Origin of the sequence: Microbacterium sp. NPDC055910, from assembly GCF_042271185.1 — a bacterium.
Taxonomy (GTDB): Bacteria; Actinomycetota; Actinomycetes; order Actinomycetales; family Microbacteriaceae; genus Microbacterium.
Window position 1 is genome coordinate 1 of sequence record NZ_JBHJZS010000047.1, and the last position, 16622, is coordinate 16622.

A 16622-nucleotide genomic window follows, 5' to 3' on the forward strand; every position below is an offset into this window, starting at 1 on the left:
TCCTCGGGATGCGCGTCCGAGCCCGTGCCGCGTCGCCGCGCGACGCGGGTCTCGTCGTCGGGTTCGTCGGTCACTCCACGCTCCGGGCCAGGCGGATCTCGGCATCGCCGAGCAGGAAACGGTCACCCGCCTCGATCGCGACGCCCGGCGTCGCCTCGACCTCGGTGCCCAGGAGCGTCGCGAAGACCACGCCGTTCGTGGAGTTCAGGTCGGTCACCCACCACGTGTCGCCGCGCAGTTCGAGCCGCGCGTGCGTCTTGGAGACGGTTCCGTCGTCGATCGAGATGAGCTGCGCGCTCGGATGCCCGGGATCGGGCTGGGGACGCCTGCCCAGCAGCACGACCTCGGCGCCGATCGGGACGGGGTCGCCCGAAGGCGTGACGAGCGACCAGTCGGTGCGACGGCGTCGAGCGATGATCGTCTCATCGAACGCGTCGTCCGGGATCTGCGGGCGTCTGTTCTGCGCCGAGACCGACGACAGGGCCGACCGGGGGGAGCCCGCGTCGGGGGCGCCGGCGATCGCCGAGACCGCGCCGGAGCTGTCGGAGAAGGCGTCGGTGTCGAAGTGCGGCGACCGCGTGGGGGCCCACGGCTCGGGAGCCATCGGCTCGCCGTCCGCCGGGCCGGCGTCCGCCTGCTCGGGCGCGGGCGAGGGCCTGGCGGCCGCGGGCGCGCGCGTGACGGGCGCGGGGTCGGGCAGCGACCACGGTGCGGCCGGCATCGGTTCGGGCGCACCCGGGATCGCCCCCGTCACCTCGACGCTGTCCTCCGGGACGGGCGGCGGCCGCAGTCCGTCGAACTCGTCACGACGGTGCGTTCGGCTCGCGTCGCCCGGGACCGACGGAGCCCAGCCGCCGGGGGGCGGCGAGACCGGCGACTCCGCACGACCGGCCACGGGGCCGACCGGCTCGTCCTCGTCGGGAGCCGTGCGCGCAGATGGGGCGAAGGGCGTCGGTCGTCCCGGGGCGGGCGCGGGCGGAGCGACCGCTTCGGATGACGTCGCGAACAGCGGATCCTCGGGCGCGACGAGCGTCGAGCGTCCGTGGAAGGTCTCATCGGCGCCGGGCATCGGCGGAATCGGGCCGGTCTGAGGGAACACCGGCGTCGCTTCGGGCGCAGGAACGCCGATCCGTCGCGGACCGGCTTCTTCTTCGCCGACCCAGCGTGCGCTGCCGAAACCCAGGATCGACGCCCACACGGGGAACACGAGTGCCGCCAGCACGGTCATCCCCGTGCCGAGCGTGAACGCGGCGTTGATGCGGTGGCACGCGATGATCTGCAGGATCCACACGGCGACGGCCCCCGCGCCCGGAACGAGATACAGCAGCAGGAGGAACGGCGAGACGCCGCCGAGGCGGAACAGCACGACCTGGTTGTAGACGGGAACCCATCCCGCCCACGCCGGCTCTCCCGACTTGCGGAACACCGCGGCGAGGGCGATCGCCGTCCAGACGTAGAGCGCGAGGGCGACGAGGGACCAGGTCAGGCCGGCGGCGGCGACGGCAGAGGCATCGATGGTCATGGCGTGGGACGCAGGGGCCGCAGCCCCGAACGCCTCCCCCTCTCGGCGAAGAGCGTGCGAGCACCTTTCGCGGGTGCCAGCGGGCGGATGATCGATCTCAACGATACGGTCGCGGCGACCCTGCGCCGGATTCCGTTCGCACCGATCAGCGCGTGTCGCTCGGCGTGGACGGTCCGCCAATAGGCGTCGACCGCTTCGGGCGAGGGCTCTCCCGCCTCCCCCGCGAAGACGGCCTCGTCGGCGGCCGCCGCGAGATCGGCGCCCGCCGACGTGCCCAGAGCGGCCGCGACTTCGCTGCGCGTGGCGCTGCGCGGCACATCACGACGCGCGTCGATCGCGGCGTCCACGTACTCCTCCCACCCGCCCGCGACGCGCTCCGCGGCCGTCCCCGTCGTCCGGCGGGCACGACGCCGCAGCCGTTTCGCGGTGATGACCGCGAGGAACGGGCCGAGCACGAGGAGCAGCACGAGCAGCACCATCCCGGAGATGCGCAGCACGGGCCACAGCCACGCGAGGTCGGGACCGGCCGCCTCATCGGACGGGTCGGCGGCGACGGAATCCTGCTGTACGGGTTCGGGCGGGATGATCTCCTCGACCGAATCGGGCAGGACTTCGGTGACGACCTCCGGGTCGCGCTGCTGCGTCACCTCGAGGCTCGGCGACTGCGCGTGCTGCGGCGTCGCGTCGATCGGGATCCACTCGCCGCCCGCGGAGCGCACTTCGGCCCAGGCCGCGAGATGCTGCGCGCGGCAGACGCCGTCGTCGCACACGCTCAGGTCCGCGTCGTCCGAGGCCAGGCGCGTGCCGACGACGACGCGTGAGGGGAATCCGAGCTCGCGCGCGATGATCGCGACCGCCGTCGCGAACTGCTCGTCATCGCCGATCGCGGCGACGAAGTTGCCGGATGCCGCGGCACGCGGGTCGGCTTCACGCTCGAGCAGCCGCGTGAACAGGGCGTCGATGCGTCCGAGCGAGTGCCCCGACGCGCTCGGCTGGAACCGGTAGCCCGACAGCCCGCTCGCCCATACGGCGGTGCCGTCGGCGCCCAGCGACAGGGCGTGGCTGAGGTATCCGCGCTCGCGCAGCAGATCGACCGCCGCCTCGAGCGCGACGCCGTCCGATCCCGACGCGTGCTCCTCGACCCAGGTCCGCACGCTCGGCGGCATCGTGTCGAGCCCCGGCGCACCGGGCGCCTGCGCCTGCGCGAGCGGGATCCGCGCCGGCTCGACCCCCGTCATCCGGTACGCGTCGCCGGATTCCAGTCCGCCGCCGGCCGCCTGGACGCCCGCGGTCGCCTCCGCGCTGTAGTAGAAGCCGTCCGCCAGCAGCGCCGCCCGGGGCCCGTCGAAGTCGACGCGTGCCAGCCGGCCGGCCGTCGGCATCCACAGTCCGTCCCAGCGATCGATCGTGACGCGCAGTTCGATCGGCTCTCCGTCTCCGGCCTCGAGAGCGGATGCCACGCGGACGAACCGCCCGTCCCCCGTCCCCTCGCTCGTGCGGAACACCTCGCCGTCGTAGTCGTCGAGCGTCGCCAGCCGCACGCGGTCGGGAGTGCGCTCGGTCAGCTCGACGGTGAAGAGCACGTCGTCGGCGCGTTCGTCCTGGAAGAAGCCGCGGTACTGCGTGAGCGGACTGAGCTCGGCCGCCAGATCGATCTCGGGGCCGATGGCGCTGCGCAGCACGTCCCGGTCGATCCCCCGGGCCGCGAACGGCACGACCGCGACCGCGACGACGACCGAGACCGCGATCATCCCGATCCCGAGCGCGGCCCGGCGACGGTCGGCGGGGGTCGCCCGTCGTGCGACGCGCACGCCGCTCGCGACCGCCGCGCGCTGCAGAGCGCGCACCCGCTCATCGTGCGCGCGCCAGGCGAGCCACAGCAGGCACGCGAGCAGACCGGCGACGCCGAGCGCCGTCTCGACCGGCGCGTGCAGCGTCACGGGCCCGAGCATCAGGGGACTGCTCACGTCAGCGTGGCCGAACACCAGACCGAACGACACCATCGCCAGTGCGACGGGGATCGCGACGTACGCGCGGCGCCCCTCGCGCCAGGACAGCCGCAGCAGCGCTGTCGTGCCGACGAGGAAGACGACGAGCGCCGGCACGAGCAGGTTGCGGTAGGAGCCGACCGGCAGTTCGACCGTGAGAAGGTCCTTCCACGCGACCGCGGTGCCCGCCGTGAGCTCGCCGAGCCCCCGGACGAGCTCCACCGGGGCCCCGAGGCGTGAGGGGACGGCGAGCGGCACGCCCAGCACGATGAACGCTGCCGCGACGACCCCGGCGACGAGCCAGCCGCTCCACCGGCGACGCGTCGCCACCACCGTGATCCCGACCGCGACGCCGACCGAGACCGCCACGAGGACGACGAACGCCGGCTCGCGGTAGATCGGCCACGCCGACACGCCCGCCGTCGCGACGACCGCCGCCGCGAAGAGGGAGCCCGCGACGATGCGCGGCGGCACGCGGCCGCCCGCCTTCGCGGCATCCCGTCGTCGCTGCGCCCCGCTCACCCCGAAGCCCCTCTCAGCAGCAGCCCCCGCAGGTCGTCGAGTGTGCCGATGGTCATGACGGTGAGGCTCGACAGCGTCTGCACGCGGGGGTGCGCGCGCTCGTCGCACACGACGGCGACGACCGCGGTGTCGGCGGGGAATGCGAGGGCGGCCTGCTGAAGACGCGTGAGCGTCATGGCCGAGCCCGTCACCAGGACGGCGATCGAGATCCGCTCGCCGGACTCGGCGGTGAGCCGGCAGACGTCGCCGAGGGCCATCGTGTTCTCGAACATGCGCACGCCGCTGAAGCCGTCGAGCATGGGCCGGGGCGAAGCCGCGGGCAGGTGGCGGATCGCCCGCAGGCGTCCGCGCACGGCGCGAGGGATCTCGGATCCCGTCACGATGACGACATCACGCGCGTCGCGGACGGCCTGCACGCCGAACGACGCCGCCGCCGAGACGGCGAGTTCGAACTCGTCGGCGTCGCGGAACTCGTGCTCGGCGACGGCGAGCACGAGCGCCATCCGCGACCGGCGCGACTCCTCGTACTGCCGCACCATGAGGCGACCGGTCTTCGCCGTCGACTTCCAGTGGATGTGGCGCCGGGCGTCCCCCGCGACGTAGGGGCGGATCGCATGGAAGTTCATGTCGGCGTCGACCGTGCGACGCGTGGGGGCGCCTTCCAGGTCGCGGATCAGCCCCGCACTCGTCGACGGGATCGACGTCGTGCGGGGGTGGACGAACACCTCGTGCGCATCGGCGAACGCGTGCTCGCGCCGCAGCAGTCCGACGGGGTCGCTGCGCACCGTCGTGGCGGGACCGACGCGCACGACGCCGCGCCGCAGCCGCGGGATGTCCAGCGGCTGGGCGACCGTGTGACCCGGGCGCAGCAGCGGCACGCCGAATTCGACCAGGCCCGGCCCGACCGGGATGTCGATGCGGCCGGGCAGAGCCATCCGCCGGCCCGTGTTGCGGACGACGACGTCGCCCGACAGCCCGTCGCCCGCGATGATCCGCTCGCGCGCGAGCGACAGGTCCACCTCGTACGAACGCGACCCGAACAGGAACGGGATGCTGGCCAGCAGAAGCAGCAGGGCCGCCGCGCCGGCGACCATCCATTCGACCCAGCCGAACACGAGGCCGGCCGCGAGACCCGCCGTGGCGGCCAGCAGCACGAGCGCGCCCGCCGGTCGCACCGTGCGGGCGACCCAGATCGTGCTCGCCGTCGCCGCACGGGCGAGAGCGCGCCAGGCACGCGTCGACCAGACGACGACGTTCACGATCCGCCCCGACGAGATCGACGTCGCGGTCACCGAGGTCGCGTGGGTGCGCCCCGCCGCGCCTTCGGTCGAGGTCCGTGTCAGTCGCGTGTCGGTGAGGCTCATACGGCCTCTCGGCGCGAGGGCGGTGCGATGTCGAGCAGCACCTGCCCGACGACCGCTTCCTGCGTGACGCCGTCGAACTCCGCTTCGGCGTGCAGGATGAGCCGGTGCGACAGCACGGACACGGCGAGCGCCTTGACGTCGTCGGGCGTCGCGTAGGTGCGCCCCTGTGAGACGGCGCGCGTGCGGACGGCGCGGGTCAGGGCGAGCGCACCGCGGATGCTGACCCCGAGGCGCACCTCATCGGCCGAGCGCGTCGCGTCGACGAGGCGCGCGATGTAGTCGAGCACGAGCGCGTCGACGTACGTCTGCGCCGCGAGGTCTGCCATGCCGACGAGCGCATCGGGGGTGATGACGGGGGCGAGGTCGGCCGTCGGCGTCGCGGCACCGTCGAGGATCCGCACGGTCGCCGCGTGGTCGGGGTAGCCGAGAGAGGTGCGCATCATGAACCGGTCGAGCTGCGCCTCGGGCAGCCGGTAGGTGCCGGCCTGCTCGATCGGGTTCTGCGTCGCGAGCACGATGAAGGGGTCGCCGACCGGACGCGAGACGCCGTCGATCGTGACGCGCCCTTCCTCCATGACCTCGAGGAGCGCGGACTGCGTCTTGGGCGAGGCGCGGTTGATCTCGTCGGCGAGGACGATGTTCGCGAAGATCGGGCCGGCGTGGAACTCGAACACGCCCTCCTTCTGGTCGTACACGCTGATGCCCGTGATGTCGCCCGGAAGCAGATCCGGTGTGAACTGGATGCGGGTGTTGGTCCCTTGCACCGACTGCGCCATGGCGCGTGCAAGCGAGGTCTTCCCCGTTCCGGGGACGTCTTCGAGCAGCACGTGGCCGTCGCTCAGCATGGCCGTGAGGACGAGCTCGACGGCGTGCCGCTTGCCCAGAACCGCGCGCTCGACGTTATCGGCGAGCTGGGCGAACGTCTGAGCGAACCAGGTCGCCTGCTCTGGGGAGATGGTCATCGCGGATTCCTCGATCGATCGGTCGTCGGCATGGGTCAGGGGGCTTCTTCGGGGTCCGGCGGCAGGTTGGGGTTGCAGGACGCGCCGAAGGTCGCCGACGCGGGGCTGAGCCCCCACTGCGACCAGCTCGCCGTCACGCCGATGCCGTCCACGCGGATCGCCCCGACCGGCACGGCCCACGTGCCCGCCTCGTGCGGCACGACGGCGCCCGCCGCGTCGTAGTAGACCACACGGGAGGCGTCGAACTGGAACGCCGCGACGGTGCCGCCGGGACCGTTCGACGATGTTCCCGTCGGCGTGAGCGCGCCGCCGCCGACGCACGGCGACGCGAGCTGCCACGACGCCTGCAACTGGTAGGGAGCGCTGCCCGGGGCAGGCGCGACGGCGGACCAGTCCGTCGCGATGCCCCAGAACTCGTGCACGTAGCGGACGCGGATGCCGGGATCCTGGCCGAACGTGCCGCTGCCCGGGGACCACGCGTCGAACTGCACCCTGTTGCGGTTGGGGACCGGCTCGCTCGAGCGCGGGGTGTCCCGGATCACCCACTGCGCCCGGCCGGCCGACGGCACGACGTCGGGCGTGGCATCCACGACGAAGGTGTACCCGCGCGGAGCACGACCGGACTGCGCGGCGCGCACCGTCTTCGACGTCTCGGCGCGGGCGAAGGCCTCGTCGCCCCAGAAGGATTCGACGCACAGGACGAAGCGGTACTCCTCGCCGTCGGCGAGACCCGAGAAGGTCGCGGACGACCCGTCGGTCGTGACACGGCACGTCTGACCGTCGCGCACGATGCCGTAGCGCAGGCTCGAGCCGGTGCCGTTGAGCTGCGCCGACGCGCGCGCGGTCACGGTCGACGTGCCGTCGCCGTTCGACGTGGACTCGAGCACCAGGTCGGATGCGAGCGGGGCGCCGACGCCGTTGCCCCAGCCGATCGTCGAGGCGCCGGTCGGGCTGCCGCCGAGCCCCGGCGGCAGCTCGAAGCGCGAGTACGGCGTCACCGTGATCGGCGAGCGGGCGTTCGTGCCGAGGCGGTACGAACGCACGTCGAGCGTGCTCGACCCGCGGCCCACGGGCACGCGGACCGTGTCGCCCGTCGCGCTCGTGATCTCGACCGAGCCGGTGTCGCGGTCGAGTCCCTCGACCGTCAGGGCGACGATGCCCCCCTCTGCTCCAGCGGGCACGGGCCGGACGGTGACGGATGCCGGTGCGGCGGGTGCGTCGTAGGCCCACGCGACCGTGCGCACGGAGGCGACGGACTGGCCGACCGCATTGCGCGCGAACGCCTCATAGGTGCGCGGTTCGCCGTTCGGCGCCGAGATCTCCGGGCACGCGCCGTCGGCAGGGCAGCGCGCGACCTCTCTGCCGTCGGACACGACGACGAAGCCCGTGAGCTCGGGATACGCCGCGCGCGCCGCGCCGGGGTCGATGCGCAGCGTGACCGATCCGTCGGCGTAGCCGGTCTGCGCGATCGAGGCGGGCCCCTTCGGGTAGCCGAGCAGGTCGAACACGATGCGGCCGTCGCGCTCGCCGTTCGTGCGGCGGCCCTGCGCGTCCTGCACGGAGAAGGCCGCGGTGCACGTCATTCCCGCCGTGTCGGCGGTCCACGTCGCCGAGACGGTGGCCGCGGAGACGCGGGCGAACGTCACGCCGCTGCACGAGCCGGCGTCCCGGATGGCGGCCACCTCGAGCGGAGTGCGCGGCAGCGGATTGACTTCGCCGGCAGCGCCGATGACCGTGAAGGTGCACGAGGACCCGGAGGCCTGCGAGCACTGCTGCGTCACCGAGCCGCCGCGCGGCAGGGTCGACGGTGCGGCGCCGACGCGCAGGATGAGCCGAGCCGGTGTCACATCGGCGTGGCTCGTGACCGACACGACGGCTGCCTCGTCGAGTCCCGGCACGGCGCGATCGGCGCCCGTCACGGTGACGATCGATCCGTCGAGCGAGGCGGTGAACGAGGTGCCGGTGTAATCCAGGGCGTAGGCGATCCCGGCCCAGTCGTCGCGCAGCTGCCAGGTGGTCATCGACCGCAGGTCGAACGTCGTCGTCTCGCCGGGGCCGACGGTCACCGATCCGGCCTTGAGCTCGGGCTGGGGGTCGCGCGCGCACACGGTGATCGGCACGGACAGCTGCGTCCACTCGTCCTGCCCCTCGAGGCGCACGGCCACGCGACAGGCATCGGTCCAGGGTGCGCCCGCGCCCGCGTCGTAGCGCACGCGTGTGCCGGCTTCGACGACGCACGCCGAATCGGCGCGCGCACCCGACGCGGTCGCCTCGCCGCCGACCTCGAGCCGGCTTCCGCGCGGCCTGGCGACGAGGTCGGCCATGTCGAAGGTCACCGATTCCAGCTCGACGACCTGCGGCGCGGCGATCCCCGCGCGAAGGGCCAGCGTGACGTCGCCGTCGCCGGGCACGCGCAGGAACGCGTACGTGGTCACCTCGCCCGCGGCGCCTTCGCCCGACACGGCGAACGGGATGAGCTGCGTCCGAGCCGTGAGCGGTCCCCGGATCCGGGGCCCCGCGACCGAGACGTCGTCCGGATCGCCCCACAGCGAGAGGTCGAGGTCTTCGACCGTGCCCGCCGACCAGGCGACCTTGCCGCTGAGCACATCGACGCCGGTGGGGAACTCCTCCCGGGATTCGGCCGTCAAGACGGTGTCGCTCACGACGGGGTAGTCCGGCACGCTCTCGCGGACGACGCTGACGACGATGAGCCCGCGCGCCGTGTTGCCCGACGTCGATGCCACGTCGTAGAGGAAGGACATCGTGCCCGGCTCCTGACCGGCCTCGACGACGACCGTCTGCTCGTCGACCGACAGCAGCCGGGCCGCCAGACGGTCGAACTCGGGGTTGGGCTCGCCCTCGACGAGCGTCTGGGGCAGATCCGGCCGCGCGTCGGTGAGCGCGAGACGGCCCCCGACGGGGTCGATGTCGTTGGCGAGCGGCCGGACGCGGATCGACTTGCCCTCGCCCGCCTGCACCTGCACGTAATCGGTGTAGGTCACCGGACTCGGATTCGACTGCGCGTCCAGCACCCCGATGCGCACGCGCGCATCTCCGCTCTCACCCGACGGATCGACGACGCGGTACGTGAACGACACCTGTCCGCGGTCACCCGCGACGCTCGTGTAGACGATGGACGTGCCGTCGGCGGACAGCGACGCCGACCCGCGCTCGGGCTGGGTCACGATGCTGTCGAGCGTCACGGTGTCGCCGTCGGGATCCATCTCGAACGGCGTGAAGTCGATGACGGTGGACTGTCCGCTGAGCACGCGGCCTTCGAGCCGCTCGGGCAGCGGTGCACGGTTCGTCTCGTCGCCCAGCACCTGCACCCGCACGGTCGCGACGTCGGCGAGCGCGGGCGAGCCCGTCGTGAAGACGGCGTAGTCGATCGTGTACTCGCCCGGCTCGGTCGGGGCGAGATAGCGCAGCAGGTCTCCCGATGCGAACGCAAGGGCGTCATCGGTCGACGAGACGACTCGCGACGGATCGAGCACGGGCCGCCCTCCCGCGGGAGCGACGTCGTTCTCGAGCACCGGGATGTCGATCTGGGTTCCGGCGCGCACGACGACGCGGTCGTCCACGGCGATCGGCGCGAGCTCGGGCGCGGGGGGCAGCAGATACACGGTCGCTTCGCCCTCGACGCGTGCGCCGGCGTCTTCGGTGCCGTCGCTCACGACGTAGCGCACCGTGCCCAGGCGCCCCGAGGCCCCCGACGCCGTCGCACCCGAGACGCGCAGGTGGCGCTGACCCACGGCGTCGACCGAGAGACTGGCCCCCGCCTCGGGGGTCGCCTCGACATCGCTGAGCAGAAGCACGCGACGCGTCGGATTGTGCACCGCCTCGAGCACGTCGATCGTGGCGTCCTTCTGCGGATGCACGAACGCGACGACGGGCGCCGTGGCGAGCTGCGGCGGGGCGTCCTCGGGGAGGATCGTGATGCGCGCCGTGCCGCTGCCCTCCTGAGCGCCGTCGGTCACCGTGAAGTCGACCCGGTACGTGCCGGCCGCACGCGCCGAGAAGTCGAACTCGGTCGTGCCGCCGACGATCGTCGCCGTCGCCGGTGCGTCGTCGAGCACGCGGACGGAAGAGAGCGACAGCATCCCCGTCGTGCCCGTCACGTGAGCCGTGACATCGACCGTCGTTCCGGGCGCCAGCACGTCGACGACGGCGAACGAGCGCACATCCAGCGCGGGCTGCGGTGTGACGCGGACGATCAGCGGCTCGACCGTCGTCGCGCCCCGCGCATCGGCGAAGGTCAGCGCGAGCTCGACGAGCTGCTCGCCGCCCGACCCGTCGTCGTCGTGCTGGTAGACGACCTCGCCACCGGGCGTCGCCGCGACGCTGCCGATGCCCGACGGGTTGTCGACCGACAGCAGCAGGACGGGGTCGCCTTCGGGATCGACCCAGCCGTGCAGCACCGGCACCGTGACGGTGCCGCCGCGGGCGACCTCGGGCTCGGGCCACTCCAGCAGACAGCGTTCGACTCCGCACCACTGCGGGGCCGTGTTGGCGGACTCGGGCGCGACCGTGATCGTCACGGTCGCGGGCTCGGACACGAGGCCGTCGTCGGAGGTGCCGTCGGTCACGGCGTACGAGAACGTGGCGGACCCCGTCGCCCCCGGCGCGACGCGCACCGTGAGCCGCTGCGCGTCGTCGGTGAGCGACACCGTCCCGAACCCCGGGTCGAGCCCGGTCACCGACTCGCCCACGATGCTGAGCACGTCCTCGTTGGGGTCGTGGTCGTTCATGAGCACCGGCAGCGCCGCGAGCGCCCCCGCCCGGACACCGAAGGAATCCGGTTCGGCCACGGGAGGCTTGGGGTCGAGCATGACCGGGAGCTCCTCATCGCTCACGACCGACTCCGCCTCGACGCGGTCGTCGAGGGACCAGTCCTGGCTCGATGGGACGAGCTCGCCGTCGGGGACCGTCCACACCCAGCCCGATCTGGTCTCGTTGAGCAGCAGCGCATCACGGCCCTCGACGAAGGTCGGCCGACGCTGATCGGACAGCACGGCGTCGCCGTAGTCGAGCGGCACGGCCGCGTCGTCGCGCGAGTTCCACAGCAGGCCGCCGGTGCCGCCCTGGCCGAGCCACGCGGCATAGACGTCGCCGTCGTGCACGACCGGTGCCGCCGGCACGCCGAGCACCGTGTCGCCGATGCCGTACGCCCGCGCGGCGGGCCCGTCGTCGGCGGGAACCGTCACGACCGAGATCTCATCGGCGAGGTACATCGCATCGCCGTGGGCATCGGGCTCGCCCACGACGACCGGCCCCGTCGTCGGGGCCTGCTCGGCGGCATCCGCCCCTCGTCGCCACAGCGTCCCGGTGTCGGTGTCGACGACGGCCCACGTGTCGCCCGCGGCCGTGATCGCGAGCGCTTCGGTCGCGTCGACCGCGACGGCATCGCGACCGCGCACCGTCGACGACGCGATGTCGTACCGCAGCACCGATCCGTCGGCGCGCGAGTAGGCGAACAGGATGCCGCGTTCGTCGACCGCGATCGCATCGGCGGTGTACCGCGGGCTGTCATCGCCGTCGGCGAAGGGGGCGAGCTGTGCGGCATCGCCGAGCGAGAGCCGTCCGGCGAAGACGGCGCCGGCATCGGTCAGGTACGCGATGAAGTCGTCGGCCGCGGCGACGTCGACCGTGCCCGTCGGCGTCGGCGTCGACACGTCGAGCGTCTCGTCGTCGAGGTCGGCGGGCTGCGCTTCGTCGATGCGAGTGATCGTGCTGAGGCTGTCGCTGAGAAGATACGCGGCGTCGGGAGCCTGCACCACGAGGTCGGGATTGCTGATGCTGCGGACGGTGTCGAGTTCGCCGACCGTCGTGTTGACGCGGGCGTAGCCGCGCCCGTCGGCGGTCTGCAGCGCCCACACCGATGCGTCGATCCGCGGGGTCTCCTTGGCGTCGAGACCGGGCCACACGATGCTCGCCGTCGTCACGAGTGCGACCGCGGCGGCAGCCGCGACGAGTCCGGCTGTCGTCCGGCGGCGCATCACAGCACACCCGTCGCGAACAGCACCGCGACGACCGCCGACGCGGCGACGACGACGGCTCCGCCGGCGATGCCCACGACGATCCCGATGCGGCTCGGGCTCTCGGAGCCGGGTCCCGAGAACGCCGTGTCCTCGTCGCGTGCCAGGCCCGCGACGCCGGAATCGGTGTGGTCCTTGCGACGGCGCACGTGGTCGACGCTCGATCGGACGGGGCCGCGCAGCCCGGCATCCGAGAAGTCGACGCGTTCGGAGGCGGGCGCCCACTCGGTCTCGGGCACGTCGATCGGCGTCGGGGACACCCCTCGCTCGGTCTGCACCGCCTGCAGAGCCTCGGCGAACGCGCGCGCCGAGGGATGCCGCTTGGCGGGATCACGACTCAGCGCCTGCGCGAGCACGGCCTGGAGCGATGCGGGCACGTCGGTGCGCGCGATGTCGGTATACGAGGCCCGGGCGATCCGTCGCCGCAGGAGCTCCTTCGTGTTCTGGCCCCGCTCGCGGCGTTCGAACGGGCTCCGGCCCGCCAGCAGCGAGTAGACGGTGGCGCCGAGACTCCACACTTCGCTCGCGACGGTGCCCGCCGTCTGCTCGGCGACGACCTCCGGGGCGCTCCACGGGATCGACATGGCGAGCACCTCATCGGCGGTCTCGCGCAGCAGCGACGAGGAGATCCCGAAATCTGCGAGCACCGGCGTGCCGAATGTCGTGATGAGGATGTTGCTGGGCTTCACATCGCGGTGGAGCACGCCGGCGCGGTGCGCCGACTCGAGCGCGCTCGCCATGCGCACGCCGGTCGCGAGCACCTCATCGACCGGGATCCGCTCGATGCGATAGCGCCGCGCGAGCGAACCGGGGCAGTTCTCCATGACGATGTAGGGACGGCCGTCGGCCGAGATGCCCGCCTGGTACACCGTCACGATCGCGGGGTGCGCGGACAGCCGTGCGAGCACGTCGGCCTCCGCGTTGAACATGCGCCGCAGGTCGGGATCGCGCACGTCGCTCGGCAGCACCTTGACCGCGACGTTGCGCCGGGGCATGTCCTGCTCGTACAGGAAGACGTCGGCGAATCCACCCGATCCGAGCGGGCGGATGTAGGCGAGCCCCGGAAGGAGCGGAGGGGCCGAGGGCAGGCGTGTGGCCACCGTTCCCTCCCCCAGGATCATCGCGCCGAGTGTTCAGCGCGGAGTCCGCGCCCACGCGCGAAGTGGGGCCATGCTAACAAAGCCGAAGCCGCTGATCCTGGTGACAGCGATCGTGTGTGCACAACCTCAGTCGCCGGGCGCGTTCGGGTCGAACGGCGCGTCGAGGGTGCGGGACAGATCCTCGAGCAGAGCGGCGATCTGCGGCTCGACATGCTGAGAGACCGCGGCCTGGATCCGCAGGCGATGCGGCAGCAGGACGGCGCACACTTCGCGGCCCACCATGTTGGCGTAGTCGTCGGCCAGGGCGACCTCTTGGCGCAGCGCCGCTTTGGCCTCTTCGGTCAGCGGTGGAAGCTCGGGAACCTGGGATTCGGCTTCTTCGGCCAGGCCCGAGAGGGTGAACAGGAACGGCGCGCCCGGCTGGGGTTCGGGGTCGAGCGGCATCCCCTCGAACTCGGGGGCGAGTCCCTCGGCGGGGCGATAGCTGCGCGCCCGGTTGCGCGCGGCCTGCTGATCGAGCTCGGCCTGCAGCATGGGAAGGTTGCGCGCCGTGTATTCCGCGACGGCGCGGTCGATGATCGCCTTGACGCGGATCGACAGGCCGTGCTGCACGCCGTGCGGCACATCGGCCCCCAGCCCCGCCGCCGACAGGATCGGAGAGCCGAAGCACCGTCGACACGGGGCGACGCGTCCGCGGTGCGTCGCGGGCTGCCAGCGTGGCAGCCACACGAGCCAGGCGTCCACCGCCTGGCTGACCTGCGTCTCGAGCGACCGCTCCACGCGATAACGCTATCCTCTCGGCACGCCCGATCCGGGTTCTTACGCCGTCACAGCGTCTCTTCGTCGTCGGATTCCCACGGCCAGCGCGGGCGACGAGCCCGCGTGCGCACGAGCGCGATGCCCGACCACGCGGCGACGAGGGCTGCCGCGGCGATCACCAGGCCGAACCCGGTCGTCGCGATGCGGCCCGCGACGGCAGTCGCGATCCCGACCGCCGTTCCCGTCGCGACGGCCATGATCCACAGCCCCGCGAGGTAGGCGAGGAACGACGCGACCATGACCCAGGCCGAGTTCCAGAACGACGGCTGAGTGCGCCGCACAGGACCCCACAGCGTCGCGCCGAACGCGACGATCGACAGCGTCGTCGCGGCCACTCCGGGAAGCGGGCCGAGGCCCGGCTCCTCGATGACGCTCTCATCGAGCGCGAGGGACAGCATCCCCAATCCGAAGATGACCAGGGCGAGATAGCCCACCGTCGCGAAGACGACCGCGAGCGCCGGCGAGACGGCACCGCGGTCGGCCCCGCCAGCCGGACGCCCGGTCGTCATGGCCGGACGAGCTGCGGGCCCGCCTCGAGCGTGCGCTCGTACTCACGCTGCGCTTCGATATTGAGCTCGGTCACGCGCTTGCCGCGCGCGGCGGCCCATGCCCCGAACCAGATGGTGAGCTCGCGGCCCAGCACGAACGCGACGATCGCGAGCGGGGCGAGCAGCTGCGCTTCGACGAGCTCGGCGCCCTCGGAGGCCGTGAGCATCCAGAACGGCGCCTGGAAGAGCTGCCCGAGCAGGTGGCCGCCGTAGGCGGCGACGCCCACGAGCAGGCCCATGATGACCCAGGCCGCCCAGCGGCCGCGGTTGATGATCGCACCGAGCAGCCAGAACGCGATGAAGAACACGACCGTCGGCACCCACAGCGCCCACGTCGTGAGCCCGGCGACGGCATCCGTGGCGAAGGTCTCGGCGGTGACGTCGCCCTGGATGGCACCGAAGCCGAGGGTCGCGCCGAGGTAGAGCACCGCGAAGGCGAGGGCCGCGAGCAAGCCGATCGCACCGGCGGCGGCACGATTGCCGCGCAGGCGCGGCGCCTCGGGCGCCTGCACGAAGATGGGCTGCGGAGACACGGCCGCCGGCGGCACGACGCTCTCGGCGATGGGCTCGGCGGGCGCGACGACGGGCTCGTAGACCGCGGTCGGCTCGTCGTCGGCGACGACGGTCTCGTCGATGACGATCGTCTCTTCGACGACGGCGGCTGGTTCCTCGACGGCGGAGGGCGGTTCCTCGTCGAGCGGCGCGTCGGTCGCCCACGAGGGCGGCTCTGCGGCCCACTCGTTCTCTGCCGACGGGGTCTCGTCGGAGAACACGACCTCTTCTTCGACGACGATCTGCTCGTCCTCGACAGCGGCCGGCTCTTCGACGGCGTCGCGGCGGGCGGCCTCGGCGTCAGCGAGACCTTCGTGAGCACGCCCGACGACGTCGTCGACCGTTGTGGGTTCCTCGACCGGCTCGCCGTAGGACGACTTGGGGTCACTCATCGGAAGCACTCCTCACGCGGGGCCGCTCCCCGCATGTGCGAGGGTAACCCCGACAGGGCCTTCACACGCGTAGCCATGCCGCGCGACGCGCGACTGCGTCATCCCCAGATGTAGGCGGCCAGTCGGTTCGCGTAGTCCTCGGGGCGCCAGCCCGTCCCGACGATCGAGAGCCACACGTCGTCTCGCATGATGTGCTCTTCCCGCACGCCGCCCCTCGCGCGGGCGCATTCCAGCGCCGTCTCGGCGGTCGAGCACGAGAACCCCTGCGCCGAGAGCGCCGCCTGCGCGATGCCGATCGCGTCGGGCGAGATGACCGAGACGGTGGACGTGATCGACTCGTTCCGTCCGAGCGCCCACGCGCAGTTGACGGCGACGGTCGGCGCGAGCGCCTCGACGAGGTCGTCGGCTGCGATCACGGGTCGCGCGGTGTTCTGGCTGAGCAGCACGTCTCCGTGCCAGATGAGCTCGGCCCACAGCTGATCGGGATACAGGTCGCGACAGTCCAGCGGATCGCCGTCGGCGATCAGCTGGACGGGGGTCGGCTGGTTCTCGGCGTCCTCCTGCGCGTCCGCGTTCGCCCGCAGGGTGTCGCCGACCCAGTCCACGGCGGTCGGCACCATGGGTGCGGCGAGCCAGACCAGGCCCGCGACGACGGCGATGCACGCGAGCACCGAGGGTACGGCGATCCAGAGGTTTCGTCCCCCCGTGCGCGCCATGCCGTCCTCCTCCTCCACGGTAGACACCGGATGCCGCGTGGCCGTGTCGGCGCGCTGGGGAGGACTGTTCCCGTGGCTCGGGAACGACGAAGGCCCCCGGCG

General features: G+C 72.6%; 10 protein-coding genes. All 10 read right to left on the reverse strand.

Annotation, left to right across the window (positions count from 1 at the left end; all coding sequences use genetic code 11):
• Positions 1-70: 70 nt before the first annotated feature.
• Positions 71-1522 (reverse strand): DUF5684 domain-containing protein, encoded by a 1452-nt coding sequence (locus ACFC3F_RS14170; RefSeq protein ID WP_376131040.1) that lies wholly within the window; start codon positions 1520-1522, stop codon positions 71-73.
• Positions 1519-4032: a transglutaminaseTgpA domain-containing protein gene (locus tag ACFC3F_RS14175; RefSeq protein ID WP_376131043.1), complete on the reverse strand. Its 2514-nt coding sequence runs from the start codon at positions 4030-4032 to the stop codon at positions 1519-1521. Before ACFC3F_RS14175 ends, ACFC3F_RS14170 begins: the two co-directional genes overlap by 4 nt.
• Positions 4029-5396, reverse strand: coding sequence for a DUF58 domain-containing protein (locus ACFC3F_RS14180; RefSeq protein WP_376131046.1), 1368 nt, complete (start codon positions 5394-5396; stop codon positions 4029-4031). The genes ACFC3F_RS14175 and ACFC3F_RS14180 overlap by 4 nt, the downstream gene beginning before the upstream one ends.
• Positions 5393-6358 carry an AAA family ATPase gene (locus ACFC3F_RS14185; protein ID WP_376131049.1) on the reverse strand — a complete coding sequence of 322 codons (966 nt, stop codon included), beginning with the start codon at positions 6356-6358 and terminating at the stop codon, positions 5393-5395. Before ACFC3F_RS14185 ends, ACFC3F_RS14180 begins: the two co-directional genes overlap by 4 nt.
• A 35-nt stretch (positions 6359-6393) precedes the next feature.
• Positions 6394-12354, reverse strand: a complete 5961-nt coding sequence (locus ACFC3F_RS14190) for an Ig-like domain-containing protein (RefSeq protein WP_376131062.1) — start codon at positions 12352-12354, stop codon at positions 6394-6396.
• The gene (locus tag ACFC3F_RS14195) at positions 12354-13493 is read right to left on the reverse strand and encodes a serine/threonine-protein kinase (protein WP_376131065.1); all 1140 of its coding nucleotides are present in this window, start codon (positions 13491-13493) and stop codon (positions 12354-12356) included. The genes ACFC3F_RS14190 and ACFC3F_RS14195 overlap by 1 nt, the downstream gene beginning before the upstream one ends.
• Positions 13494-13619: 126 nt before the next feature.
• The gene (locus ACFC3F_RS14200; protein ID WP_376131052.1) at positions 13620-14273 is read right to left on the reverse strand and encodes a spermidine/putrescine ABC transporter substrate-binding protein; all 654 of its coding nucleotides are present in this window, start codon (positions 14271-14273) and stop codon (positions 13620-13622) included.
• A gap of 47 nt (positions 14274-14320) precedes the next feature.
• Positions 14321-14821, reverse strand: coding sequence for a hypothetical protein (locus ACFC3F_RS14205; protein WP_376131054.1), 501 nt, complete (start codon positions 14819-14821; stop codon positions 14321-14323).
• Positions 14818-15804, reverse strand: a complete 987-nt coding sequence (locus ACFC3F_RS14210; protein ID WP_376131057.1) for an ABC transporter — start codon at positions 15802-15804, stop codon at positions 14818-14820. Before ACFC3F_RS14210 ends, ACFC3F_RS14205 begins: the two co-directional genes overlap by 4 nt.
• A gap of 98 nt (positions 15805-15902) precedes the next feature.
• The coding region (locus ACFC3F_RS14215) for a hypothetical protein (protein ID WP_376131060.1) at positions 15903-16622 on the reverse strand (720 nt) is incomplete at its 5' end.